20 protein-coding genes are annotated in these 24,032 nt (G+C 72.4%); 12 read left to right on the top strand and 8 right to left on the bottom strand.

Annotation, left to right across the window (positions count from 1 at the left end):
* Positions 1-173 precede the first annotated feature (173 nt).
* From IFU19_RS00885 to IFU19_RS00925, 9 genes are read left to right on the top strand one after another with little or no spacing between them, the layout of a single operon-like run.
* A complete protein-coding gene (locus tag IFU19_RS00885; RefSeq protein WP_198424671.1) occupies positions 174-1,187 on the top strand; it encodes a sugar ABC transporter substrate-binding protein in 1,014 nt (337 codons plus the stop codon).
* On the top strand, positions 1,184-2,728 hold the full coding sequence (locus tag IFU19_RS00890) for an ATP-binding cassette domain-containing protein (protein WP_199858523.1): 1,545 nt from the start codon (positions 1,184-1,186) through the stop codon (positions 2,726-2,728). Before IFU19_RS00885 ends, IFU19_RS00890 begins: the two co-directional genes overlap by 4 nt.
* On the top strand, positions 2,725-3,726 hold the full coding sequence (locus tag IFU19_RS00895) for an ABC transporter permease subunit (RefSeq protein WP_191915462.1): 1,002 nt from the start codon (positions 2,725-2,727) through the stop codon (positions 3,724-3,726). Before IFU19_RS00890 ends, IFU19_RS00895 begins: the two co-directional genes overlap by 4 nt.
* Positions 3,723-4,835 (top strand): ABC transporter permease, encoded by a 1,113-nt coding sequence (locus IFU19_RS00900; protein ID WP_192012663.1) that lies wholly within the window; start codon positions 3,723-3,725, stop codon positions 4,833-4,835. The genes IFU19_RS00895 and IFU19_RS00900 overlap by 4 nt, the downstream gene beginning before the upstream one ends.
* Complete coding sequence (locus IFU19_RS16950) at positions 4,832-6,487, top strand: FGGY family carbohydrate kinase (RefSeq protein ID WP_192012664.1); 1,656 nt, start codon at positions 4,832-4,834, stop codon at positions 6,485-6,487. The genes IFU19_RS00900 and IFU19_RS16950 overlap by 4 nt, the downstream gene beginning before the upstream one ends.
* On the top strand, positions 6,484-7,452 hold the full coding sequence (locus tag IFU19_RS00910; RefSeq protein ID WP_192012665.1) for an NAD(P)-dependent oxidoreductase: 969 nt from the start codon (positions 6,484-6,486) through the stop codon (positions 7,450-7,452). Before IFU19_RS16950 ends, IFU19_RS00910 begins: the two co-directional genes overlap by 4 nt.
* Positions 7,449-8,153: an acireductone synthase gene (gene mtnC / locus IFU19_RS00915; protein ID WP_055832842.1), complete on the top strand. Its 705-nt coding sequence runs from the start codon at positions 7,449-7,451 to the stop codon at positions 8,151-8,153. Before IFU19_RS00910 ends, mtnC begins: the two co-directional genes overlap by 4 nt.
* Entirely contained in the window at positions 8,150-8,782 is a 633-nt protein-coding gene (mtnB, locus tag IFU19_RS00920; RefSeq protein WP_070409132.1) for a methylthioribulose 1-phosphate dehydratase, read from the top strand. The genes mtnC and mtnB overlap by 4 nt, the downstream gene beginning before the upstream one ends.
* 43 nt (positions 8,783-8,825) lie before the next feature.
* Positions 8,826-9,407 carry a 1,2-dihydroxy-3-keto-5-methylthiopentene dioxygenase gene (locus tag IFU19_RS00925; RefSeq protein WP_192012666.1) on the top strand — a complete coding sequence of 194 codons (582 nt, stop codon included), beginning with the start codon at positions 8,826-8,828 and terminating at the stop codon, positions 9,405-9,407.
* A gap of 184 nt (positions 9,408-9,591) precedes the next feature.
* On the opposite strand, the gene arfA is transcribed toward IFU19_RS00925, so the two are convergent.
* From arfA to IFU19_RS00960, 7 genes are all read right to left on the bottom strand, one after another.
* The gene (arfA, locus tag IFU19_RS00930; RefSeq protein ID WP_192012667.1) at positions 9,592-11,106 is read right to left on the bottom strand and encodes an arabinosylfuranosidase ArfA; all 1,515 of its coding nucleotides are present in this window, start codon (positions 11,104-11,106) and stop codon (positions 9,592-9,594) included.
* Positions 11,103-12,359, bottom strand: coding sequence for a family 1 glycosylhydrolase (locus IFU19_RS00935; RefSeq protein WP_192012668.1), 1,257 nt, complete (start codon positions 12,357-12,359; stop codon positions 11,103-11,105). Before IFU19_RS00935 ends, arfA begins: the two co-directional genes overlap by 4 nt.
* Before the next feature lie 11 nt (positions 12,360-12,370).
* Positions 12,371-13,264 carry a carbohydrate ABC transporter permease gene (locus IFU19_RS00940; RefSeq protein ID WP_055832837.1) on the bottom strand — a complete coding sequence of 298 codons (894 nt, stop codon included), beginning with the start codon at positions 13,262-13,264 and terminating at the stop codon, positions 12,371-12,373.
* The gene (locus IFU19_RS00945; protein WP_192012669.1) at positions 13,261-14,223 is read right to left on the bottom strand and encodes a carbohydrate ABC transporter permease; all 963 of its coding nucleotides are present in this window, start codon (positions 14,221-14,223) and stop codon (positions 13,261-13,263) included. Before IFU19_RS00945 ends, IFU19_RS00940 begins: the two co-directional genes overlap by 4 nt.
* A gap of 70 nt (positions 14,224-14,293) precedes the next feature.
* The gene (locus tag IFU19_RS00950; protein WP_249405297.1) at positions 14,294-15,553 is read right to left on the bottom strand and encodes an ABC transporter substrate-binding protein; all 1,260 of its coding nucleotides are present in this window, start codon (positions 15,551-15,553) and stop codon (positions 14,294-14,296) included.
* A gap of 136 nt (positions 15,554-15,689) precedes the next feature.
* Entirely contained in the window at positions 15,690-16,700 is a 1,011-nt protein-coding gene (locus tag IFU19_RS00955) for a LacI family DNA-binding transcriptional regulator (protein ID WP_192012670.1), read from the bottom strand.
* A gap of 229 nt (positions 16,701-16,929) precedes the next feature.
* Positions 16,930-20,751 (bottom strand): proline dehydrogenase family protein, encoded by a 3,822-nt coding sequence (locus IFU19_RS00960; RefSeq protein ID WP_192012671.1) that lies wholly within the window; start codon positions 20,749-20,751, stop codon positions 16,930-16,932.
* A 189-nt stretch (positions 20,752-20,940) separates the two neighbouring features.
* Here IFU19_RS00960 and IFU19_RS00965 point away from each other — a divergent pair, with 189 nt between their 5' ends.
* The gene (locus IFU19_RS00965; RefSeq protein ID WP_192012672.1) at positions 20,941-21,918 is read left to right on the top strand and encodes an acetylxylan esterase; all 978 of its coding nucleotides are present in this window, start codon (positions 20,941-20,943) and stop codon (positions 21,916-21,918) included.
* A gap of 41 nt (positions 21,919-21,959) precedes the next feature.
* Here the strand turns inward: IFU19_RS00965 and IFU19_RS00970 are convergent, their stop codons facing one another.
* On the bottom strand, positions 21,960-22,520 hold the full coding sequence (locus tag IFU19_RS00970) for an acyl-CoA thioesterase (protein WP_055940718.1): 561 nt from the start codon (positions 22,518-22,520) through the stop codon (positions 21,960-21,962).
* 141 nt (positions 22,521-22,661) lie between these two features.
* Here IFU19_RS00970 and IFU19_RS00975 point away from each other — a divergent pair, with 141 nt between their 5' ends.
* A complete protein-coding gene (locus tag IFU19_RS00975; protein WP_192012673.1) occupies positions 22,662-23,168 on the top strand; it encodes a GNAT family N-acetyltransferase in 507 nt (168 codons plus the stop codon).
* Between the two features lies 1 nt (position 23,169).
* Positions 23,170-23,946, top strand: coding sequence for a coenzyme F420-0:L-glutamate ligase (gene cofE / locus IFU19_RS00980; RefSeq protein ID WP_192012674.1), 777 nt, complete (start codon positions 23,170-23,172; stop codon positions 23,944-23,946).
* The last annotated feature ends 86 nt before the right edge of the window (positions 23,947-24,032 follow it).

Raw genomic sequence — 24,032 nt, forward strand, 5'->3', positions numbered from 1 at the left:
CCTACTGACGCGGTCACCGGTGACGACTTCATTTCACCGTGTGACGCCCGAGTCGAACGTTGTCTCGCCCCCTCCCTACGCTTCGAGAGTCCGCTCCCCGGCGGCACCCCACACAGCATCAGCGGCGACGCGCACCCCGACGCGAGCGCCCTCCGGCCCACAGGAGCCCCACCGTGAGAAAGTCCCTCCTCGCCCTTCCGGCGCTCGTCGTCGCGGCGGGCATCGCCCTCAGCGGCTGTTCGACCGTCTCGTCCGACGGCGCGGCCCCCAACGGCGAGGGCGTCGACGCCAGCCAGCCGCTCGCGGGCAAGACCATCGGCATCGCGGTCGTCGGAACGCAGCACTTCTGGGACCGCGAGGCCTTCCAGGGCGCGGTCGACGAGGTCACCAAGCTCGGCGGCACGCCGCTGACCACCGACGGCAACCGCGACAACACCCTGCACGCGCAGAACCACGACATCTTCCTCGCGCAGAACGTCGACGCGGTCATCACGATCCTCGGCGACGCCTCGGTCGACCCGAAGCTGCAGCAGCTGCACGACGCCGGCATCCCCGTCTTCGGGGTGGACCACGCCTCGGAGTACGCCGTCAACAACGCGCAGTCCGACAACCAGGTCGGCGGCGAGGCCCTCGGCAAGATCACCGGCGACGCCCTCGGCGGTCAGGGCAACGTCGCCGTGTTCAACGCGTTCGGCCAGAGCCTGTCGTTCTGCGGCGAGCGCTACGACGCGTGGAAGAACGAGCTCTCGACGGACTACCCCGGCGTCAAGCTCATCGAGCCCGAGCTCGCCGAGCAGTTCGCCAACGCGCCCGACGACGCGCGTCAGCAGACGCTCGCGCTGCTCGAGAAGTACCCGGTCGGAACGATCCAGGGCATCCACGTGGCGTGCTGGGACCAGCCCGCCATCGGCGTGGTGCAGGCCATCGAGGACTCCGGCCGCACCGACGTGAAGGTCACGGCCTTCGACGCCGGCCCCGACACCCTCGAGATCATGAGCGAGCCGAACAGCCCGTTCGTCGGCAACATCGCACAGCTTCCGCGCAAGATCGCCACGATCTCGGCCGACAACGTCGGCAAGTACTTCCTGGGCGAGACGGTCGACAAGGTCAGCTACGTCGACACGATCCCCGTCGCCGGTCCCGACGAGGCGAAGAAGGTCTCGAAGGAGCTGGGCTACACCCAGTGATCGAAAGCTCCTCCCCCCTCGTGACGCCGGTGCTCCGCATGACCGGCGTCACGAAGGCGTTCGCGGGCGTCCCGGCTCTCCGGGGCGCCTCGATCGACGTGCGCCCGGGCGAGGTGCACGGCCTCGTCGGCGAGAACGGCGCGGGCAAGTCCACGCTCATCAAGATCCTCGCGGGGCTGTACGAGCGCGACGGTGGCACCGTCGTCATCGACGGCACCGAGACCGAGCGGCTCACCCCCTCCGATGCGCACGCCGCCGGCATCCGGTTCGTGCACCAGGAGCTGCAGCTCGTGCCCGACATGACGGTGGCCGAGAACGTGTGGCTCGGCAACGAGCGGAGCGCGGGCGGGGTGCTCCGCGGCCGCGCGATGCGGGCGCGGGTGACCGAGGTGCTGCACGACGTGCTCGGCATCGACCTCGCTCCCACCCGGCTCGTGCGCGACCTCGGGCCCGCCGAACGCAAGCTCGTGCAGGTGGCCCGCGCGCTCGTCGACGACAACGCGCGCGTCATCGTCTTCGACGAGCCGACCGCCCCTCTCGCGAGCGCCGAGGCCGAGCAGCTGCTCGGCATCATCGGGCGCCTGCGCGAACGCGGCATCTCGAGCCTGTACATCTCGCACTACCTCGGCGAGGTCACGCGCATCTGCGACCGCGTGACCGTGCTGCGCGGCGGCCTCGACGTGGGGCGCCTCGAGGCGGTCGGCCCCGACAGCGGCCGCGAGATGATCCGCCTCATGATCGGGCGCGAGATCGACGACCTCTACCCCGCCCGCCGTCCGCCGGTGACCGCGCCGGCCGTGCTGAGCGCCCGCGGCCTCGGTGTCGGCACCGTGGTGCACGGCGTCGACCTCGACGCGCGCCCGGGCGAGATCGTCGGGGTGACGGGGCTTCTCGGCTCCGGCGCCTCGGAGCTCGGCGAGGCCCTCGTGGGCCTTCACCGCCACACCGGCGAGCTGCGCCTCGGCGAGCGCCGCTTCCGTCCGTCGAGCCCGGCCGCCGCCCTCGAGGCCGGCGTCGTGCTCGTGCCCCGCGACCGCCGTCACGACGGTGTCGTGCTCGACTTCTCGGTGCAGCAGAACCTCACGCTGTCGACCCTCGCGATCGATGCCCGCGCGGGGCTCCTCGACGCCCCCGCCGCCCGCGCGCGCGCCGACGAGCTGTCGGAGCGCCTCGACATCCGCCCCCGCGACACGACCGCCCAGACGCGGCTGCTCAGCGGCGGCAACCAGCAGAAGGTCGTGCTGGGCCGCAGCCTCGCCGCCGGCGCGCGCGTCATCGTGCTCGACGAGCCCACCGTCGGCGTCGACATCGGCGCCAAGCAGGAGATCTACCGCCTGTTGGCCGAGCTCGCGGCATCCGGGACCGCGGTGGTGGTCGTCTCGACCGACCCCGCCGAGGTGCTCGGACTCGCCGACCGCATCGTGGTGCTCGAGCGCGGACGCGTCGCCCACGAGGTGTCGACCGACGGTCTCACCCTCGAACACCTCAGCGCCCTCGTCACCGGCAGCGGTGACGCACGATCGGAAGGGGATGCCGCGTGAGCGCCCTCGCCGTCGAGCGCCCCGCGCTCGCTCCCCGCATCCGGAGCCTGCTGGCCCGGCGCGGTCCCCTGCTCGTCGTCCTCGCGATGACGGTGTACCTCGCCGTGACGGCGAAGGGCTTCCTCGGCCTCGCCAACGTCACCGCGAGCCTCACCCAGGCGGCCCCGGTCGCGCTGGTCGCGATGGGGCTCGCGATCGTCGTCATCGGCGGCGGCGACGACGTCGTGGTGGGCGGCATCGACCTGTCGATCCCCGCCACCGCGGCGCTGGCGACCGCGATCGTCAGCGATCAGCTGACCTCGTACGGCACACCGTTCGCGGTCGCCTTCGCCCTCGGCATCCTGGTCACGACCCTGTTCGGCGTGCTGAACGCGATCCTCGTCGGCTGGGTGGGACTGTCGTCGATCCTGGCGACGCTGGCCGTGTACGTCGCGGTCGTGGGCATCACGCGCGTGGTCAGCGGCAACCGCCGCATCGACGTCACCGACCCGCTCGTCGTCGCCGTGCGCGATACGCGGATCGCCGGCATCCCCCTCGCCGCCGTGCTCATGCTGATCGTGGCCGCGGTGCTCGTGTTCGTGTTGGCCCGCACGCCCTACGGCCTGCGCCTGCAGGCGGTCGGCGGCAACCGGGATGCCGCGACCTTCGCCGGCATCCCCGCTCAGCGCTACATCATGTCGACGTTCGTCATCGCGGGCGTCGTGGCGGGGCTCAGCTCGCTGCTGCTCGTCGCGCGCGGCTCGGGCAGCAGCCCGGGGATCGACGAGCGCCTCATGGTCGACATGGTGCTGGCGACCTTCCTCGGCGCCGCCTTCACCCGCCGCGGCACGGTCACCGTATTCGGCTCGGTGCTGGGTGCCCTGTTCGTGGCGCTGCTGTCGAACGGCCTGATCCTCTCGCGGGTCGCCAACGCCTGGGTCGACGGGTTCAAGGGCGTGCTGATCCTGCTCGTCGTGGCCGCGGCCGCCGCGCGCAAGAACGAGGAGGCCCGCGCATGAGCACGACCGCCCCCCGCGCCCGGTGGTCGGGCGTCGCCGGCTCGGCCGCCGCGACCGTCACCCGCTACGGCTTCGTCGCCGCGTTCGCCGTGCTCATCGTGTTCTTCTCGTTCGCGAGCGACGCGTTCCTGCGCCCGAGCAACCTGCTCAACGTGCTCGACGGCGTCGCGATCCTGCTGCTGGTCGCCCTGGCCCTCACCGTCGTGGTGTCGTCGGGCGGAATCGACCTGTCGGCGGCGGTCGCCGTGGACTTCGGCGCGTGGTTCGCGATCGTGTCGATGATGTCGTTCGGGATGCCGTGGCCCGTGGCCGTGCTGCTCGGACTCCTCGGCGGCGCGCTCATCGGCGCGCTCAACGCCTTCCTCATCGTGGGGCTCGGGGTCACCCCCTTCCTCGCCACGCTCGGCGCCTTCTTCATCGGCCGCAGCGCCCAGCAGATCGGCACCAACGGCGGGGCCAGCGTGAGCTTCCGCGCCGCCCCCGAGGGCTTCACCTTCCTCGGCTCGGGCGACGTGCTGGGCATCGGCATCCCCGTGATCATCGCCGCCGTCGCGGCGGTGGGTGTCGGCATCCTGCTGCACCGCACCCCCGCGGGCGTGCGCATCCAGGCGATGGGCCTGCAGGACCGCGCGGCGGTCGTCGCGGGGCTGCGCACCCGCCGCATCCGCGTGCTCGTGTACGTCGGCGCGGGCGTGCTGTGCGCGGCGGGCGGCATCCTGCTGAGCGCGTCGCTGCGCCTGTACACCCCGCTCGCCGGGTTCAGCTACCTGCTCGACGCCATCGCCGCGGTGTTCATCGGCGCCTCGATGCACCCGCGGTCAAGGCCCAACGTCCCCGGCACCGTCGTGGGAGTACTGTTCCTCGGCGTGCTCGCGAACGGCCTCGACCTGCTCGGCCTCGACTTCAACGTCAAGGCCGCCGTGCAGGGCGTGGTGCTGCTCGTCGCCCTCGTGCTGGCGTACACCGTCGCGCAGCGCGCGCGGGCAGCGGCGGAGCGCCGGCCCGCCCCGGCGGCCCCCGCCGCCGGCACCGTGGGCTCGGCCCCGGCCGGCGAGCGCACCACGATCCCGCCCTCGACCACCGACACCACCTCGGGCGGCACGGCGTGACCCCCGCCGTCCTCGGCATCGACGCCGGCACCACCGCGGTCAAGGCCGTGCTGTACTCGCTCGAGGGCGAGACGCTCGCCGCCGGCCACCGGGCCGTGGGCGTCGTGCGCACCCCCGACGGCGGAGCCGAGAGCGATATCGACGCGGTCTGGGACGCCGTCGTCGGCGCCGTCCGCCAGGCCCTGTCGCTCGCGCGGAGCGCCCAGCCCGATGTCGTCGCGATCGGCGTCACGGGCCAGGGCGACGGCGCCTGGCTGGTCGACGGCGAGGGACGCCCGGTGCGCCCCGCGGCCCTGTGGCTCGACGGCCGAGGCGCCGACCGCGTCGCCGCCTGGCAGCGCGACGGGCGCGACGCCGCCGTCGTCGCCGCAACCGGCTCGGCCAGCTTCCCCGGCACCCTGCCCGTGCTGCTCGACGGCTTCGCCGAGACCGAGCCCGAGACGCTCGCCCGCGCGGCCCACCACCTCAACTGCAAGGACGCGGTGCGCCACCGCCTCACCGGCGAGGTCGCCACCGATCCCTCCGAGGCCTCGCGCACCTACCTCGACCCGGCGACTCTGGCGTACTCCGACGAGATGATCGACGCGCTCGGTCACCGCCGCTTCACGCACCTCCTCGCCCCGGTGCGCGCCCCGCACGAGGTCGCCGGACCGCTCACCGACGCGGCCGCCGACGAGCTCGGCCTCACCGCCGGGGTCCCGGTGGCCGTGGGGCTCGTCGACTCCGCCGCGTGCCCGGTGGGCCTGGGCGCCCTCGCCGATCAAGACGGCTGGGTCGTGCTCGGCACCACCGCCACCGTGGCCGTCAACCGCGCCGATCGGGCCGCCGCCGACAGCGGGATCGGCATCCTTCTTCCCACCGGCCGCGGCACGCAGGTGATCGAGGCCCTGTCGTCGATGGTCGGCACCCCCAACCTCGACTGGGTGCGGGACTCGCTCGGGCTGTCCGATCGCGGATGGAGCGAGCTGGAGCGCCTCGCCCGCACCGCGACCGACGGCAGCGGGGGCGTCGTCTACCTGCCCTACGGATCGCCGAGCGGCGAGCGCGCCCCCTTCGTCGACGCCGCGGCCTCGGCCTCGTGGGTGGGCATGAGCGTCACGACCACCCCGGCGCAGCTGCTGCGCAGCGTCTTCGAGGGACTCGCGTTCACCGTGGCCGAGAGCCTCGACCTGCTGGATGCCGGTGACCGGGTGCCCGTGTGCGGCGGCGGCGCGCGCAGCGACCTGCTCTGCCAGTTGCTCGCCGACGTGTCGGGACGCACCATCGTGCGCACCGCCGACCCCGAGATCGGCGCGCGTGGAGCCGCGACCATCGCCCTCGTGGCGGCCGGGCTCGCCGACGACCTGGCGGCCGCGGTGCGGGTGTTCCCCGCCGACACGGTCGAGTTCACCCCCCACCTCTCCCTCGCCCTGGGGGCTGCGCGCGACGTGTTCGCGCGCGTGCGCGCGGCGCTGCGGCCGGAGTGGCCCGCACTGCGCGTGCTGGGTCGGCTGTCGCCCCCGGCGGAGACGGCCGCGTCCGATCCCGCACGCGAGGGCACGCGCCCCGCCACCGACCTCGCCGAGACCGAGCGCACCGACGCCGCGGCCCCCGCCGCCCACCTCGACGCATCCCGCCTCGAATCCCCCACCCCCGAGAGGACACCCGCGTGACCCGCATCGTCATCACGGCCCCCTTCGACCCGCGCACCGCCGCCGAGATCGCGGGCGACGTGCTCGTGGCATCCGAGGCCGAGACCGGCCAGTCGCTCGGCGCCCGCGCCGCCGCCGACCCCGCCTTCGCCGCCGCCCTGGCCGACGCCGACGTGGTGATCGCCGAGCTCGACCGCATCGACGACGCGGCCCTCGCGGCCGCCCCCCGCCTCGCGCTCGTCGTCGCGTGCCGCGCGAACCCCGCCAACGTCGATCTGGCCGCGTGCGCCGCGCGCGGGGTCGAGGTGCGCACGACCCCGGGCCGCAACGCCGACGTCACCGCCGACTTCACCCTCGCGCTGCTGCTCGCGACGGTGCGCCACGTGCCCGCCGCCTCGGCGTGGCTGCGCGAGGGCCACTGGAGCGCCGACGACGTGTTCGAGCCCTACGCGCGCTTCCGCGGTATCGGGCTGTCTGGCCGTCGGCTCGGCGTCGTCGGCGGCGGAGCGGTCGGCCGCCGCGTCGTCCGGCGCGCCCAGGGCTTCGGCCTGCGCATCGCCGTGTACGACCCGTTCCTCGCCCCCGGCGCCCTCGGCGACGACGTACAGCACGTCGAGCTCGACGACCTGCTCGCCGAGAGCGACATCGTCACCCTGCACGTCCCGCTGACGCCCGAGACGACGGGGCTGCTGGGGGCGCGCGAGTTGGCGCTCCTGCGCTCCGACGCCTACCTGATCAACGCCGGGCGCGCCGCCCTCGTCGATCGTGAGGCGCTGCTCGCGGTGCTCCGCGACCGACGCATCGCCGGCGCCGGGTTCGACGTGTTCCACGACGAGCCCCTCGCGCCCGACGACGAGCTGCTCAGCCTGCCGAACGTCACCCTCACCCCGCACATCGCCGGGGCCTCCGACGACGTCGTCGTCGAGCACTCCCGCCTGGCGGCCGCGGCCGTGGCATCGTTCTTCTCCCGGAAAGAGACCTCATGACCGTCACCCCCACCGCCGACGTCGTCGTGCTCGACATCGAGGGCACGACCTCGGCCGCCGGCTTCATCCTCGGCGACCTCTACGACTACGCCCGCCCGCGCCTCGACGAGGTGCTCGGTCGCGACGACGACACCGTCCGCGCCGCCCGCGCCGACGCGATCGTCGAGACGGGCCTGGATGCCGATGCCTCCGACGCCGAGATCGCCGAGGCGCTGCGCGGACTCATGGCGAAAGACGTCAAGTCGACGCCGCTGAAGACGCTCCAGGGCATCATCTGGGCCGAGGGCTTCGCCGCGGGCGAGATCCACTCGCAGTTCTTCGACGACGTGCCGCCACGCCTGCACGCGTGGCACGAGGACGGCATCCGTCTCGCCGTGTACTCCTCGGGCTCGATCGCCTCGCAGGTGCCGTGGTTCCGCCACGCCCCGCAGGGCGACCTCACCCCCCTCGTCGAGGACTTCTTCGACACCGTGAAGGCCGGGCCGAAGAAGGAGCGCGCGTCGTTCGACGCCATCGCCGCGGCCCTCGACGTCTCGCCCGAGCGCGCCCTGTTCCTCACCGACCACCCCGACGAGGTGACCGCCGCCCTCGCCGCGGGCTGGCAGGTCGTCGCCCTCGACCGCGCGGGCGAGCCGTGGGCCGGCGCCGACTTCGCCGCGCCCGCCGTGGCGTCCTTCGACGAGATCGAGGTCACCCGATGAGTCTTCCCGCCGCCGACCGCGTGCAGGCCGCCGGGGCCGCCCTCGCCGCCGAAGCCTCGCGCTTCTCGGGCTACGGCTGGATGCGCGGGACCTCGGGCAACCTCTCGGTCGTCGTCGACCGCGACCCGCTCGTGCTCGCCGTCACCGCCTCGGGCCTCGACAAGTCGCTGCTCACCGACGCCGACGTCGTGCTCATCGACGCCGCCGGTCACGCCATCGACGCCGACGACCCCCGACCCCCGTCGGCCGAGTCGGGCCTGCACGCGCACATCGCCGCCCGCACGGGCGCGAACGCCGTGTTCCACGTGCACGCGTTCGACGCCGTCGTCGCCGGGCATCGGTGGCCGAGCGGCGTCGAGATCCGCGACATGGAGATGCTCAAGGGCATCGGCCACCTCGCCGACGACGAGACGGTCACCATCCCCGTCATCCGCAACCACCAGGACATGACCGTCGAGGCCGGCTGGTTCGACGAGGTCTACCGACCCGCCACGGCCTCGGTGCCCGAGGTCCCCGCTCTGATCGTCGCGAACCACGGCATGTACGCCTGGGGTGCCGATGTGGCTGCGGCCCGTCGCCACCTCGAGATCACCGAGTGGCTCTTGCGCTTCGCCGTCGCGACGCGCTGAGCTTCGGCATCCCTCTTCCCCACCCCCAACGAAAGGAGCGGCCATGACCCTGCTGACCGTCTGGAAAGCGACCGACCCGAGCACGCCCGTGCTCGAGACCACCGAAGAGAGCGACATCCGCGAGGCCCTCGCCGAACTCGGCGCCCGTTTCTCGCGCTGGGAGGTCAAGGACGTGCCCACCGGCGCCTCGCAGGACGAGGTGCTCGCGCTGTACGCCGACGAGATCGGCGAGGTGAAGGAGCGCGAGGGCTACACCCTCGTCGACGTCGTCGCCCTCGACCCCGCGCAGGACGACTACGACGAGGTCAAGACGCCGTTCCGCGAGAAGTTCCTGTCGGAGCACGCGCACGACGACGACGAGGACCGCTACTTCGCCAAGGGTGCCGGCGTGTTCTACCTGCACGCGAACGAGAAGGTGCACGCGGTGTACTGCGAGGCGGGCGACCTCATCTCGGTGCCGGCGAACACCACGCACTGGTTCGACATGGGCACCTCGCCCCACTACGTCAGCGTGCGCTTCTTCCACGACGACGACGGCTGGGTCGGCCACTTCACCGGCAGCCCGATCGCCGAGTCGTTCGCGTCGTTCGACCAGCTCGCGGAGCGTCGCGCGCAGCTCGCCTGAGCTTCCGCTCGGGCCGGCCGGCCCCGGCCGGTCGCACCTCGCAGAAACGCCCGATCCCCGCAGTCTTCCCCACGGATTCTGCGGGGAACGGGCGTTTCTGCGTGCCCGGGTCGCCGTGACGACCCGGGCACGGCGACCGAAGAGATCGCGCTGTCGCGACGAGCCCCTCGCGCTCGTCAGGCGATCATGCCCGCGCGAGCGAGAGCGCAGCCCACGCGATGGGAGGCAGGCTCACGTGCAGGATGCCGCCGTCCAGCCGAGCCGCGACGGTTCCCGGCTGCACGCGCTCGGGCTCGTCGAGCGTGTTGCGTGCGTACGGGTCGTCGTCGTGGAGCAGGTGCGTCTCGACGATCTCGACGTCGCCCAGCCCGCTGACGTCGATCGCGAGGTCGACGGCCTCTTCGCGACCGCGGTGCACCACGAAGATCGCGGTGGCACCGGTCTCGGCATCGTGGGTGGCGACCGCGTCCACCGCCGGGACCGCGCCGAACTTCTCGGTCCCGATGAGCGGTGCCTCGACCTGCAGGCGTACCGCGTCGCCCTGCGCGAGCCGCGAGGTGATCGCGAAGGGGAAGAATGTCGTCTGGCGCCAGGACGGTCCGCCGGGCTCGGTCATGATCGGGGCGATCACATTGACGAGCTGGGCCAGAGACGCCGATGCCACGCGGTCGGCGTGCTTGAGCAGCGAGATCATGAGGCTGCCGAAGACCACGGCATCCAGAGCCGAGTACACGTCCTCGAGCAGGCGCGGGGCGACCGGCCAGTTATCGACGCCGGTGATCTGGTCGACGTCGTGGAAGCGGGTCTGGTACCAGATGTTCCACTCGTCGAACGAGATCTCGATTCTCTTCGCGCTGCCGCGCACGGCGCCGACGTGGTCGGCGGTCGCGACGACGGCCTCGATGAAGCGGTCGGTGTCGACGGACGAGGCGAGGAACGAGTCGATGTCGCCGTCGTGCTCCTGGTAGTACGCGTGGCACGAGATCATGTCGACGTCGTCGTACGTGTGCTCCAGCACGACGCGCTCCCATTCGCCGAACGTCGGCATCGACGCTCCCGACGATCCGCACACCACGAGTTCGATCGAGGGGTCCAGCTGGCGCATGCCCTTCGCGGTCTGAGAAGCGATCTTGCCGTAGTCATCGGCCGAACGGTGGCCGAGCTGCCAGGGCCCGTCCATCTCGTTGCCGAGGCACCACACGCGCACGGCGAACGGCTCCGCCCGACCGTTGTCGATGCGCTGCTGAGACAGGGCCGTGCCCCCGGGGACGTTGCTGTACTCGAGCAGGTCGAGGGCCTCGAGCGTGCCCCGGGTGCCGAGGTTGACGGCCAGCATGAGGTCGCTGCCGGCCTTGTCGAGCCAGTCCGCGAACTCGTGCAGGCCGATCTCGTTCGTCTCGGTCGAGTGCCACGCGAGGTCGAGGCGGCGCGGGCGCTGTGCGCGCGGTCCGACGCTGTCCTCCCACCGGAAGCCCGAGACGAAGTTGCCGCCGGGATAACGGATCGTCGAGACCCCGAGCTCGCGCACGAGCTCCAGCACGTCGCGACGGAAGCCCTGCTCGTCTGCCTCGGGGTGGCCGGGTTCGTAGATGCCGTCGTAGACGTGGCGGCCGAGGTGCTCGACGAAACCGCCGAACAGACGGCGACGGACGGCCCCGATCGGGAAGCGGGGGTCGAGAGTCAGGCGGGCGGTGGTCATCGTGCTCCTCGGGATGCGTACTCGGCGAATCGGTCGGCGACGGGGTTGCGGCGGCGCGCGAGCCCGGTCTCGGTCTCCACGAGGTCGTGGAGCCCCATGGTCAGAAGATGGGCGGACCGCGTCTCGTCGCTGTGCCGGTAGGTCCACTCGTACATGTCGAACAGCGGCCACCACGTGTAGCCGACGACGTAGACCCCGTCGGCGCGAAGCCCCTGGACGGTGGCGACGGAATCGTCCAGCCACCGCAGGCGCGTGGCGACGTCGTCGGTCACGCAGGTCTCGGCGAGCATCACCGGCGCGCCGTAGCGGGCGGCGTAGGTGCGCAGCATCTCGGCGAGCCCCTCGACCCCGTCGTCACGCGTGGGACGGGGGTCGGCGAAGCCGCCGGAGTGATGGATGCCGCTCTCGAACAGTTCCGTCGAGTGCCGGGGGTAGTAGTTGACGCCCATCACATCGGGCTGCACGGCGTTCTCGGCGAACCACGCGAGCGTCTCGTCCGAGGTGCCGTGCGCGCGCAGCAGAGGGAGGAGCGGATGGTCCGCCCCGACCGCACCGGTCACGAGATCCTCGACGAGGAAAGCCTGGTGGCGGTATCGCTCGGCCGTCTCGCGGTGTTCGGGAGCATCGATGTCACCGGCGTACCGCATCGACGCGTCGACGTGCACGAAGGTGGCGCGATCGCCGAGCACCTCGGCCACCGCCCGCTGGGTCTCGACGAAGCCGCGGGCGATCGCGGTCGAGATCTCGACGAGTCCGGCGAGGCCCCGACGGTACGGGGGCCAGTAGGCGTACTCGCCGCTGAACAGGGAGTGCAGCATCGGCTCGTTGACGGGGGTGTAGTCGGTGGCGAGGTCGCGATAACGATCCGCGGCGCGCGCGGCGTACTCGGCGACGAACGAGGCGTAGTCGGGGTGGGCGAACTCGCCCTCGATCCACGTCGGCGTGCCGTAGTGCAGCAGATCGACGATCGGCCGGATGCCGCGAGCGGCGAAGCCGTCGAGCACCCGGTCGGTCCACGACCAGTCCCACGTCCCGCGCTCGGGCGACACGACGTGCCACGGGATCCCCCAGCGCAAGAACTCGGCATCCACCGACACCGCCAGGTCGAGGTCGTCACTCCAGCGCTCGTAATGCTCGGTGAGGGCGTACTCGTCGATCGCGCGCTCGCCCGGGCGTTCTTGCGGCACGAAGGTGTTTTCGATGCCGGCACCGAAGTGCAGCCGGCCGTCGCGATACCAGGGGGTCGTCGACATGGGGGTCTCTCTCATTTCAGTCCCGACGTTCCGACGCTCTCGACGAACCGCCGCTGGATCAGCAGGAACAGGATCGCCAGCGGCAGCACCGCGATCAGCGAGCCCGCCATCATCACGCCCTGCGGGATGATCCCGCCCGGCCCGGTCAGCAGCGTCAAGCCGGAGGTCACCGTGCCCATCTCGGAGTCGGTCGTGAAGACGAGCGGCCAGAGCAGGTCGTTCCAGTTGTTGACGAACGTGAAGATGCCGAGCGTCAGCAGCGCCGGCACCGCGTTGGGCAGAACGATGCTGCGGAAGATGCGCAATTCGCTCGCCCCGTCGATACGCGCAGCGTTGTCGAGGTCGCGGGGCAGCGACAGGAAGAACTGCCGCAGGAAGAAGATGCCGAACGCGTCCGCGGCGCGCGGGGCGATAAGCCCGGCGTAGGAGTTGACCCATCCCAGGTCAGAGACGAGTTGGTAGATCGGGATCAGGGTCGCCTGGAACGGGATCATGAGGCTCGCGATGATCGCGATCAGCAGGATCTTGTTGCCCCGGAAGTCCAGGCGGGCCAGCGCGTAGGCGGCGAGGGAGTCGAACACCAGCGCGAATAGGGTGACCCCGCCCGCGAAGACGAAGCTGTTGGCGATGAGGCGGGCGAAGGGCAGCTCGGTGAAGATCCGCGCGAAGTTGTCGAGCGTCCACTGACCCGGCAGCAGGGTCGGCGGATACGCATTCACCTCGGCCACGGGCTTGAAGGCCGTGAACACGATGATGAGGATCGGCAGCATCAGCACGAGGGTCGAGGCGGCGACCACGACGAGCAGGGTCGCCGACACGAGGCGGCGGCGACGGGCCTGCGGCGAGTTCCGACGGACGGGGATCGCGGATGCCGGGGCGGCGGGCGCGGGAGCGAGGGCGGTCATGCGGCATCCTGCTCTCGTCGTGAGAAGAAGAGGAACTGGGTCAGGCTCAGCACGAGGGTGACGAGCAGCAGGACGTACGACAGGGCGGACGCGAAGCCGAGCTCGAGCTTGCGGAAGCCGGACTGGTAGATCTCCATGACGATCGTCTGCGTGGTGCCGTAGGGGCCACCGCCGGTCATGACGTAGATCTGGTCGAATGCCTGCAGGGCCGCGATGAGCGCGACGATCACGACGAAGCCCATGGTGTTGCCGAGCATCGGGAACGTGATGCTGCGGAAGCGCTGCCATGCGCTCGCGCCGTCTACGCGGGCCGCCTCGTACAGGCTCGTCGGGATGTCCTGGAGCCCGGCGAGGAAGATGACCATGTAGAAGCCGAAGCTCTTCCACACCGCGACGAGCACGACGGCCGGCATGGCGAGGTTGGGGTCCTGCAGGACGTTTCCGAGCTGGATGCCGAGGCCCCGCAGCCAGTAGTTGAGCAGACCGACCTGCGGGTCGAGCAGGTACGACCACGCGAAGGCGGCGACCGCGAGAGACACGATGAACGGCGTGAACAGGGCGGTGCGGAACAGGCCGCGCAGCGGCAGCAGCGGGTTGTTCAGCAGCAGCGCGAAGCCGAGGGCGAGCGCGATCGCGATCGGGGTGAACAGCACGGCATACAGAGCCGTGTTCCCCATCGCGCGCACGATGTCGGGGTCGGTGAAGACCCGCGCGTAGTTCTCGAGGCCGACGAACTTCTCGCGGCCGAAGCCGCTGGCATCCGTGAATGACAGACGCAGGGCCGAGACCATCGGCCAGGCCACGAAGACCGTCAGGATGACGATGGCCGGGGCGAGGAAGGCGACCACCGTGAGGCGGTGGCGGGGGCTGTGCCGGAGGGGTCCGCGGCCGCCGAGCGGAGCCGGTGGGCGGTAGGCCCCGCGCCGACGGGGCGGCGCGCTCGGGGCGTGAGTGGTCATGGTCGTCCTGTTCGAGAAGCGGGGGCGAGGACACGGGAGGGGCGACGCGGGCGCCCCTCCCGTGCGTTGGTCACTCGATGGCCTGCTGGATCTTGGTCTGGGCCGTCGAGAGCAGCTCGGTGACGTCGCCACCCGCGATGGCCTTCTGGGTGAGCTCGTCGACGTCCGAGATGACGTCGGTGCTGTTGACCACGCCGGGCAGCAGCGCTCGACCCGTCGGGGCGATCTCGCTGAGGGCGGCGACGACCGGGTTGGACGCGACGTCGCTGAGCGGGATGTCGGTGCGCAGCGGAGGCCAGCCCGAGGCGAGCGACCACTGCGTCGCCACGTCCTTCTGGAAGAAGTAGGTGAAGAACGCTTCGGCACCCGCACGCTGCGCGTCGTCGGCCGACTCGGTGACGCCCATCGCGACACCGATCGCCGAGGCCGCCTGCTCGGCGGGACCGGCGGGGAGAGCGGCGATGCCGTAGTCGATGTTGTTGTCCTTGGCGATGGATGCCATCCACGGTCCACCGACGTGCATGGCGGCCTTGCCCGAGCTGAACAGCTGGTCGGCCGCGATGCCGTCGAGACCCGTGGGCGAGATCTTGTCCTTCGTGATCGCGTCGGTCCAGTACTGGATGGTCTCCGCATTATCGGGCGAGTCGATGACGGCCTTGTCGCCGTCGACGATCTGACCACCGCCGCTGAGGAGCAGGCTCGGCCACAGGCCGTTGGCCACCGTGGCGTGATCGGGGATCGCGACGCCGTACTGCTCGGGCGTGCCGTCGGCGTTCTCGTCCACGGTGAGCTTCTTGGCATCCGCCACCCATTGGTCCCACGTCGTGGGGGCCTCGGTGATGCCGGCGGAGGCGAACAGGGTCTTGTTGTAGAACATGGCCAGCGGCACGAACCCGGTGGGGACGCCGTAGGGCGTCCCGCCGACCGTGATCATGTCGACGGCCTGGGGCACGAGGTCGGCGGTGATGCCGGCGGACGACGCGTAGAAGTCGCTCAGGTCGGCGAAGGCGCCGCGATCGGCGTAGACGGGCATGCGCTCCGCCGGCATGGCGACGATCTGGGGGCCCTCTTCGGAACTGAGCGCGGGCAGCAGGGTGTCGTCGATGACCGCCCAGGTCTTGGTCTCGGTGGTGATCTTGTACTTCTGCTGCGAGGCGTTGAAGTCGGCGACGATCTGGTCGAGGACCTTGCCGTCGGCTTCGGTGTAGCCGTGCCAGAACGTGATCTCGGCGGGGCCGTCGGCCGCGGGGCTCGACGAGCCGGAACAACCCGCGAGGAGCAGGGCCGCGGCCCCCACCGTCGCGAGGACGGGCAAGCTGCGCTTCATCATCTTCGATGCCTTTCGTGTGACTGCGTCGTCTTCTCGGCTCGGGCGCCGAGTCTGGTGCAAAGCAATTTACAACGATGGAGGTAAACGTTGTAAATGGATGATCACCCCACCGTCGTGGGATGTCAAGGGCGGGATCTCAGCCCGCCGTGGATTCGCGCTCGACGAGGCGGAAGTCCGCGAGCACCTCGCGCGGTTCGGCGACCGCGTCACCCGTGATGCGCTGGACCAGCAGGTCGACCGCCACGCGCGCGATCTCGGAGCGGCCAGGATCGATCGTCGTCAGCGCCGGCAGTGAATAGCGGGTCTCGTCGAGGTCGTCGAAGCCGACGAGGGCGACCTCCTCGGGGATGCGGATACCCCGTTCGAGCATCACGCGCATCGCCCCGAGCGCGATCGAGTCGTTGAAAGCGACGACGCCGTCGAAATCGAGGCCCGTATCGAGCACCGCGCGCATCGCATCGGCACCGTCGACGCGATGCCAACGGTCGACGGGCACCACCAGGACGGGATCGACCTCGAGTCCCGCGTCGGCGAGAGCAGCCTCGTAGCCGCGCAGGCGGAGCCCCGCGGACCCGACGATCTCTCCCGGGTGCGAGCCGAGAGCCAGCACGCGTCGACGCCCCGCGGCAAGCAGGTGCGCCGTGGCCGCGCGAGCCGCCTCGGTGTTGCGCATCGTCACGTGGTCGTGGGCGGAGTGGAAGATCCGCTCCCCCAGCAGCACCATGGGCATGCCGACCTCGTCGAGCAGGGGCGCGTCGTCCTCCCCGAGGGAGAGCACCGAATACAGCACGCCGTCGAGACCCCGGCGACGCGCCCCACGCAGGGCCGCGAGCTCACTGTCGCGATCCGCGTCGAACTGCTCGATGAGCACCGAGAACCCGTGCGCGCGCGCCGCGCGCATGACATCGTCAGCGAGTTCGGCGAAGTACGGGTTGCGCAGATCCGGCACGATCAGGCCGATCATGTCGGTGCGCCCCGATCGCAGGGTGCGGGCGGCCTGGTTGGGTCGATACCGAAGCTCGTCGATCGCCGCTTCGACCCGCTCTCGTGTCGCGTCGCGCACGTGCGGATAGTTGTTGATCACGTTCGAGACCGTCTTGATCGACACCCCGGCCGCGCGGGCCACGTCGTGCAGCGTCGCCGTCATGGCATCCCCCTCGTTCTGGTCGAGACTCTACAACGTTGCACAAGAAAGCCTTGACGGCGAAGCTCGCGGCCGTTCCCCGCCGACGACTCCGCCGCGCAGCAGTGGACCGCCAACGGTCTCGCGTGCCAGCAGTGGCGGCTCGTGCGCGGGGGCAGCCAGTAGGACCCGAGCCCGTCCGGCGTGCGCGATGGCGCGCGCCGCGCCGCCGCGCCCGGGCCGCGGCCTCGACTCAGATGACCTCGGCGCTCCACGCGTCGCGCCGGCCGAAGCGGAAGGCGCCGATCGACACCGACTGCTCGCGCAGGAACGGCAGCAGTTCCAGGCGCCCGGCCGTGGTCACCTCGTCGGCGTAGACCGTCAGCGACACGTCGCCCGCGACCGTCTCGGCGGCGGCCGCCCGCAGCGTCGACACGGTCGCCGCCGGGCCGACGAGTCGCACACGGGCGAGCCGCGGGGCGGCGATCAGGTCGGTGGCCTCGGTCTCGGCGGCCTCCGGGGTGCCCCCCGCCAACCGCTGCAACCACTCCGCGTCGCTCTCGACCGAGACGGCGACGTTGCTCTCGCTGAGCAGGTGGCGCACCGCCGCGGGAAGGCCGACGGGCGAGCTGAGGGTGAATGTCGACCCCGAGCGCACCGCGGCGACCAGCACGCGCAGCACCGCCTGCCACGCGGCGTCGGCGGTGGCGCGGATGGCGACGTCGGCCGGGCGGTACCGCCAGAGGTTGCGCTCCACGCCGAGGCGCGAGACGTCCTTCACGCGACCGAACTCGCGGTCCCAGGCCACGGCGTCCGACAGCGCGCCGCGCCGCAGCCAATCGAAGGCCTCGTACGACAGCGTGGGTTGCGCCGCCTCGATGAGCCCGGTGATGCGACTGTCGAGCCCGCGCAGGTGCAGGGTCGACGATGCGGCCCCGCCCGACGACGGCCGCCACGACCCCAGCGTCACGAGGCGGTGCGGTCCGCCCGACATCGCGCCGGTGCCGACCGCGGCTTCACCCCAGCCGCCGAGGGGCTCGCGCTGCACGACGGCGCCCGAGGTCGGACGGTTCACGCGCAGCACGGCCGCCTCGGCCGTGTCGAGCCAGAGTTCGAGGTCGGCCGCGTCGCGGGTGTGGAGCCCGGCGATGAAGCCCGAGCCGATCTCGTTCTGCATCTCGATCGCACGGGTGACGGTCGGCGCGTGCAGGATGCCGAGCACCGGGACCGCGATCGCGGCACGGGTGAGGTGCGACCCGGCGGTGACACCGGTGCGCACGCCCGGCGTCCAGAAGCGTCCGGCCGTCTCGGGTCCGAGGTCGAGTTCGCGCGGCTGCACCAGCCACCGTTCGCCGTCGCCGAGAACGGTCAGCGCGCGGCGCACCTCGCCCGTGGGCTCTTCGACGAGCGGGCCGACGTCGGACAACGGATCGACCGCCGGCCCGACGCGCAGCGACGAGACGGCATCCTTCAGCTGGTCGGTGAAGCGCGACGAACGAGCCACGGCGCCCACGAGGATCACGAGCGAGGCGGCGGTGGCCGCTTGGCCCGCGCGTGCGAAGGCGCTGCCGACGATGTCGGCGACGGCCTCGTCGAGATCGGCCGACGGCGCGACGATCACGGCATTGCGTCCGGCGGTGAACGCCTGCACCGGCAGGGCCGGGCGCCACGCGGCGAAGCGCTCGGCGGTCGAGCGGGCACCGGACAGCAGCACGCGGTCGACACCGGGGTGCACGATCAGCGCGCGCCCCGAGGCGTCTTCGTTGAGGTCGACGAACGCCAGCAGGTCGCGCGGAACACCGGCTGCCCACAGGGCCTCGGCCACGACGGCGCCGCTGCGACGCGCCCGCGGCGACGGGGTGAGCAGCACCCCCGAGCCGGCGGCCAACGCGGCGAGCGTCTCGGCGGCGCAGAGCCCCACGGGGGCGTTCCACCGCGGGGCGACGACGGTGACCCGATCGGGGACGAACACCGCTCCCGGCACCCGGTCGAGTTCCTTCACCGTCGAGGCGTAGTACCCGGCCGCATCGACCGCCTGGCTCACTTCGGCGTCGGCCTCGGCGACGAGGGCTCCGCCCTCCGACGCCAGCACCTCGATGAGCTCGGCGCGGCGTTCCTCGAGCGCGCGTGCCGCCGACAGCAGCACGGCGGAGCGATCGACCGCCGCGAGCGCTCCCCAGGGCGCGGCGGCCGTGCGCACGCGCTCGATCACGGCGTCGGGGCCGGGTTCGTCGTCGATGCGTCCCGCCGCGGCGGTGGCGTCTCCGGCGGTCGACCCGTCGGCACGACCGAGGGCGGCGAGCGCCCAGGCACGGTCGTCGGGCACGGTGGGGTCGGTGTCGGCGACGTTGCGGAAACCGGGCGCTCCGCCGGCGAGCTCGGCGCTCTCGCGCGCCGAGAAGACGGCGGTGTCGACGAACGCCTGCCCACCGAAGAGCATCTGCTGCACGTCGGGGCCGAGGGCCGAGGTGTCTCCGGATGCCGCGGCCTCCCGCGCGATACCGAGCACGGCCTGGGTGAGTCCGGGCTCGGCGGCGTCGTCGTCGGCGCGCTCGCGCAGGATCGCGGGGTCGGGCGCGAGGTTGCGGTGCGGGGCGCGCCCCGCGGGTGCCGGAGCGTCGGCGGCGGCGAGGGCGCGACGTGCGCGGGCCGCCACGGCCGCGGTCTCGGGCACGACCGCGTCGGGCCGTGACACGTCGTCGAGGGGGGCCGTGTCGGCTGCGTCGGAAGGGTCCCGCTCGGCGGACGAATCCGCCGCGACGGCGTCGCCCGCGTCGTCGGGGTCTTCCGCGCGCTCCGCTCCCGCGGCCGGGCGCGGGGCGGCGGGCGCCGCGACGGGCAGCGCGGGAGCGCTCGCCACGACGCGCGCGTACGCCGAGGCCAGGCGGGCAGCGACCGCGTCGAGGTCGTCGGGGTGCACGGCTGCGGCCGCGACGACGTGCGCGGCGTCGGGGAACCACGACGCCGAGGCGGGCAGCACCAGGGTCGGCTCGACCCCCGCGTCCGAGGCGACGGCGAGCACCAGGGCGGCGCGTTCGGGATCGGCGGTCGCGAACTCGACGGTGAGACCCTCGCGGCCGCGCGCACTCACCGCGTCGCGGAGCGCGCGCACGGCGAGGGCATCGACGTCGTCGCGCCCGGTCACCGCCGGGGCGGCCCACCCGTGTCGGGCCGCGGTCACGGCATCCGGGGTCTGCGAGGGCGCATCGCTCAAACGCACCGTCAGGCGGGCACCGCCGTCGGCGACGCGCACGCGCGCCCACGCCGCCAGCTCGCGCACCGCGTCGAGGCTCTCGACGACGGCGACCGGCAGCGCGATCCCCGCCGTGAGATCCCGCAGGCGGGGCTCTTCGAGCACGCGGGTCAGTACGGCGACGGTGAGGTCGAGGTCGTCTCGGCCCTCGACGACGAGCGTCAGGTGGGTGCCGGTCGCGGCGGCATCGAGGTACAGCGGCAGGAGCCGCTCGGCGGCGTGCTCGACGTCGGCGTCGAACGCCCAGGGCGAGAGCCCCGCCACCGCATCGGCCACCGCGAGCGAGAGGCGGTCTACGTCGTCGCGGGCGGCGAGGGCCCGGATGCCGTCGAGTCGGCGCCGCGCCGAGGCCTCGCCGAGCACGGCGGGGCCGACGAGCCGCACGTCGACCGCGGCGTCGGGGGTACGGAGGGCGCCGATGCCGGCACCGAGGCGTTCGGGGCGGGCGTCGAGCGCGAGGCCCGCGAGCAGATCGCGCAGCGCGCGGCGGGCGAGGGGAACGGCGGGCGTGGGCAGCACGGGCGCCACCGCCCCGCCCAGCTGGATCGCTCCCCGCACGAACCAGGGCAGGGTCGCGGGCACGTCTTCGGCGAGGCGGTGCAGCGCCGCGGCCGCGGCCGTCGTGCTCTCGGGGCGCAGCACGCCGTCGGCCACCGCGGCGGTGAACTCCGCGGCCTCGGCGTCGAGCGGCATCTCGCCACGGCGGGTCGGCGCGGCGGGAGCGGGGTGGCGCGGCACGAAGGTCGCCGCGCGCGCGGCTGCCCGGGCGGGAACGTCGGAGGAGAGCGCAAAACCGGTGGCGCGCGGGTCTTTCGTGCTCATGCGGCCAGCCTAGGGATCGCGCGCGTGGCATCCCGACGGCCCGCCGCGCAACCCGCGGATCGGCACGGCTCACGGGTCGCGGCGCGGCGCTCGCGGCGCACGCTTCGTTGCGCGGCTGGTCGCGGCGCGGGTCGAGGCGCCGCCGGTTCGCTACTGTCGGGTCACCCCTTCACCAACGAAAGACCACGCATGGCTCAGACCTTCACCGACCTGCCGCTCGAGCTGCTGCGCGAGTACCGCCCGGCGCTCACCGCACCCGCCGACCTCGACGCGTTCTGGGGCGAGACGCTCGCCGCGGCCCGCGATGCCGCCGGCCCCACGGTCCTGACCCCGGTGGACGGCCCCGTGCGCGCCCTGAGCGTGTACGACCTGACGTTCACAGGCTTCGGTGGCGACGAGATCCGCGGCTGGGTCGTGCGTCCGCACGGCGACGAGGTGCTCCCCGCCGTCATCGAGTACATCGGCTACGGCGGAGGCCGCGGCCTCCCCGGTGAGCGCACGAACTGGGCCGCCGCCGGGTACGTCCACGTCATCATGGACACCCGCGGCCAGGGATCGGCCTGGAGCGTGGGCGAGACCCCCGATCCCCACGGCTCGGCCGCCGCGTTCCCGGGCGTGATGACCCGCGGCATCCGCGATCCCCGCGACTACTACTACCGCCGCCTCTGCACCGACGCCGTGCGTCTCGTCGACGAGGTCGGGCGGATGCCGGGGGTCGACGCCTCACGCATCGCGGTGACCGGAGTGAGCCAGGGCGGCGGACTCTCGATCGCCGCCGCGGCCCTCGCCGGCGACGCCGTGGCCGCGGTGCTTCCCGACGTGCCGTTCCTGTGCGACTTCCCGAACGCGATCGTGCGCACGCCGTCGGCCCCCTTCACCGAGATCACGAGGTTCCTCTCGGTGCACCGCGACGACGCCGCCCGCGTGCTCGAGACCCTGTCGTACGTCGACGGCGCCATCCTCGCCCGGCGCATCACGGCGCCGGCGCTCTTCTCGGTCGCGTTGATGGACGACGTCGTGCTGCCCTCGGGCGTGTTCGCGGCGTTCCACGCCCTGGCATCCGAGGACGCGGCGATCGAGGTGTACCCGTACAACGGGCACGAGGGCGGCGGGTACCGCCACTGGATGCGGCAGGTCGCCTGGCTCGACGTGCGCTTCGCGCGCTGAGCCAGGCCGGGTCGGGTCGGGCCGCGGAACCGGCCTTGACGTCACTCCCAGACGCTGGGCGCCGGACGCTTCGTCGACGGCAGCGATGAGCCGTCGGCCCACTCGTGCACCCACTCCTCGATGTCGGGCAGCCCCTCGGGCCGGCCGACCGCGGCGAAGAGCTCGTCGTGCGGCACCGTTCCGCCGGTGCGTCGCAGGATGCGGGCGCGGATGATCGCGCGCGCGTAGATCTCGCCCTTCACGAGCGCGCGGTGCTCGAGGTAGACCGCGCGGTCGTCGTGGCCGATCAGACGCGTCTCGAGGTCGAAGCGCTGCCAGAGCTCGAGCGAGCGGCGGAACGTGATCGTCTCGGCCGCCACCACGGCGTACCAGCCCTGCGCGGTCATCGCCGAGACGAGGCCCGCGCGGGTCAGCAGGTCCCACCGTCCGAGGTCGAACAGCGACAGGTACCGACCGTTGTTCAGGTGCCGCAGCAGGTCGATGTCGGTGGGCAGCACGCGGATGCGCAGCCGCGTCACCGTGTTCGGATCGAGGGGTCCCTCACGCCGCAGGCGACGGCGGGCACGGACGAGCACGAGAAGGGTGCGCCAGAGGACGTTCACGAGGGGCGAGCGTAGCGATTCGACGACGAACCGGCGATTGCTTTGTCGATTCACCACAGCACGCGCGGCGTGCCCCTCCGGCATCCGCGGCGCGTCCTCGCCCGATTTCCCGCGCGCCGAGCCCCCGCGTAGAGTCGCGCCATGACTGCGGAATCCCGAACCGACATCGTCGTCCGTCCGGTGCGAGACGTGGATGCCGAGGCCCTGGGCCGCGTGCACGCCACCTGCTGGCACGAGACCTACGATCACCTGATCAGCACCGCCGCCCTCGAAGCGGTCTCCCCCCGCCGCATGGCCGAGCTCTGGACCCATTGGGCTTCGCAGGGCGACGACTACCGCATGCACGCCGCCCTCGTCGACGGCGAGATCGTCGGCTTCGTCGGCTCGGGTCCCGCCCGCGACGACGACGCCCCGCGCGAGCGCGAGCTGTACTTCATCTACCTGCTCGACGCCTTCCATGGCACCGGGATCGGCCAGCAGCTCTTCGACGCCGCCATCGACGACGGCGAAGGCGTGTACCTGTGGGTCGCCGACGACAACCCGCGCGCGCACCGTTTCTACGCCCGCAACGGGTTCTCGCTCGACGGCGCTTCGCAGGTGCAGCCGTTCCTCGGTGAGGAGCTCACCGAGGTGCGCTTCGTCCGCTGACGTGTTGCAGATCTGGGCCCTCGACGGCATCCGTGAGATCACCCCGGGCGACGACCTCGTCGGGGTGATCCTCGATGCCGTGACCTCGACGCCCGGCGACGAGACGGCCCTGCGCGACGGCGACATCGTCGTGGTCACGAGCAAGATCGTGTCGAAGGCCGAGGGCCGCATCATCCACGCGTCGGATCGCGAAGACGCGATCACGCGCGAGACCGTGCGTCTCGTGGCCTCGCGCACCTCGCCGGCGGGACACGTGACGCGCATCGTCGAGAACCCGCTGGGCATCGTGTCGGCCGCGGCCGGCGTCGATGCGAGCAACACCCCCGAGGGCACGGTGCTGCTGCTGCCGGTCGACCCCGACGCCTCGGCGCGGGCGCTGGCGACCGGGCTGCGCACCGCCACCGGTGCCCACGTCGGCGTGATCATCACCGACACGCTCGGCCGCGCATGGCGCGAGGGTCAAACCGACCACGCGATCGGGGCGGGTGGCATCCATGTCTTCGAGGATCTCCGCGGAACCACCGACGCCGAGGGCCGCCCGCTCGTGGTGACCCTGCCGTGCGTCGCCGACGAGCTCGCGGCCGCCACCGACCTGGTCAAGGGCAAGGCCGCCCGCCGCCCCGTGGCCATCGTGCGGGGTCGCGCCGACCTGGTCGGCGACCTCGACCTGCCCGGTGCCCGCTCGATCGTGCGCGACCCGGCGCGTGACATGTTCCGCCAGGGCGCCGACGAGGCCTACGCCGAGGGCTTCGCCGCGGGTCGGGCGACGGCGGTCTGACCGCCCGCCCGCGCGGCCACCGCGCGGCGGCGCAGGTGCGGGCGGCGGGGACGGGCGAGGGGCGGGCGTCGCGAGACCGCAGTTGA

The organism is Microbacterium sp. CFBP 8794, assembly GCF_014841235.1.
Taxonomy (GTDB): domain Bacteria; phylum Actinomycetota; class Actinomycetes; order Actinomycetales; family Microbacteriaceae; genus Microbacterium.

Excerpts from the sequence above, each read along its gene's own strand:
- IFU19_RS00945 (WP_192012669.1), bottom strand. The coding sequence starts at position 14,223 with ATGACCACTCACGCCCCGAGCGCGCCGCCCCGTCGGCGCGGGGCCTAC.
- IFU19_RS00925 (WP_192012666.1), top strand. The coding sequence starts at position 8,826 with ATGACCCTGCTGACCGTCTGGAAAGCGACCGACCCGAGCACGCCCGTG.
- IFU19_RS00965 (WP_192012672.1), top strand. The coding sequence starts at position 20,941 with ATGGCTCAGACCTTCACCGACCTGCCGCTCGAGCTGCTGCGCGAGTAC.
- mtnB (WP_070409132.1), top strand. The coding sequence starts at position 8,150 with ATGAGTCTTCCCGCCGCCGACCGCGTGCAGGCCGCCGGGGCCGCCCTC.
- IFU19_RS00940 (WP_055832837.1), bottom strand. The coding sequence starts at position 13,264 with ATGACCGCCCTCGCTCCCGCGCCCGCCGCCCCGGCATCCGCGATCCCC.
- IFU19_RS00935 (WP_192012668.1), bottom strand. The coding sequence starts at position 12,359 with ATGTCGACGACCCCCTGGTATCGCGACGGCCGGCTGCACTTCGGTGCC.
- IFU19_RS00900 (WP_192012663.1), top strand. The coding sequence starts at position 3,723 with ATGAGCACGACCGCCCCCCGCGCCCGGTGGTCGGGCGTCGCCGGCTCG.
- IFU19_RS00975 (WP_192012673.1), top strand. The coding sequence starts at position 22,662 with ATGACTGCGGAATCCCGAACCGACATCGTCGTCCGTCCGGTGCGAGAC.
- mtnC (WP_055832842.1), top strand. The coding sequence starts at position 7,449 with ATGACCGTCACCCCCACCGCCGACGTCGTCGTGCTCGACATCGAGGGC.
- IFU19_RS00960 (WP_192012671.1), bottom strand. The coding sequence starts at position 20,751 with ATGAGCACGAAAGACCCGCGCGCCACCGGTTTTGCGCTCTCCTCCGAC.
- IFU19_RS00950 (WP_249405297.1), bottom strand. The coding sequence starts at position 15,553 with ATGATGAAGCGCAGCTTGCCCGTCCTCGCGACGGTGGGGGCCGCGGCC.
- arfA (WP_192012667.1), bottom strand. The coding sequence starts at position 11,106 with ATGACCACCGCCCGCCTGACTCTCGACCCCCGCTTCCCGATCGGGGCC.
- IFU19_RS00955 (WP_192012670.1), bottom strand. The coding sequence starts at position 16,700 with ATGACGGCGACGCTGCACGACGTGGCCCGCGCGGCCGGGGTGTCGATC.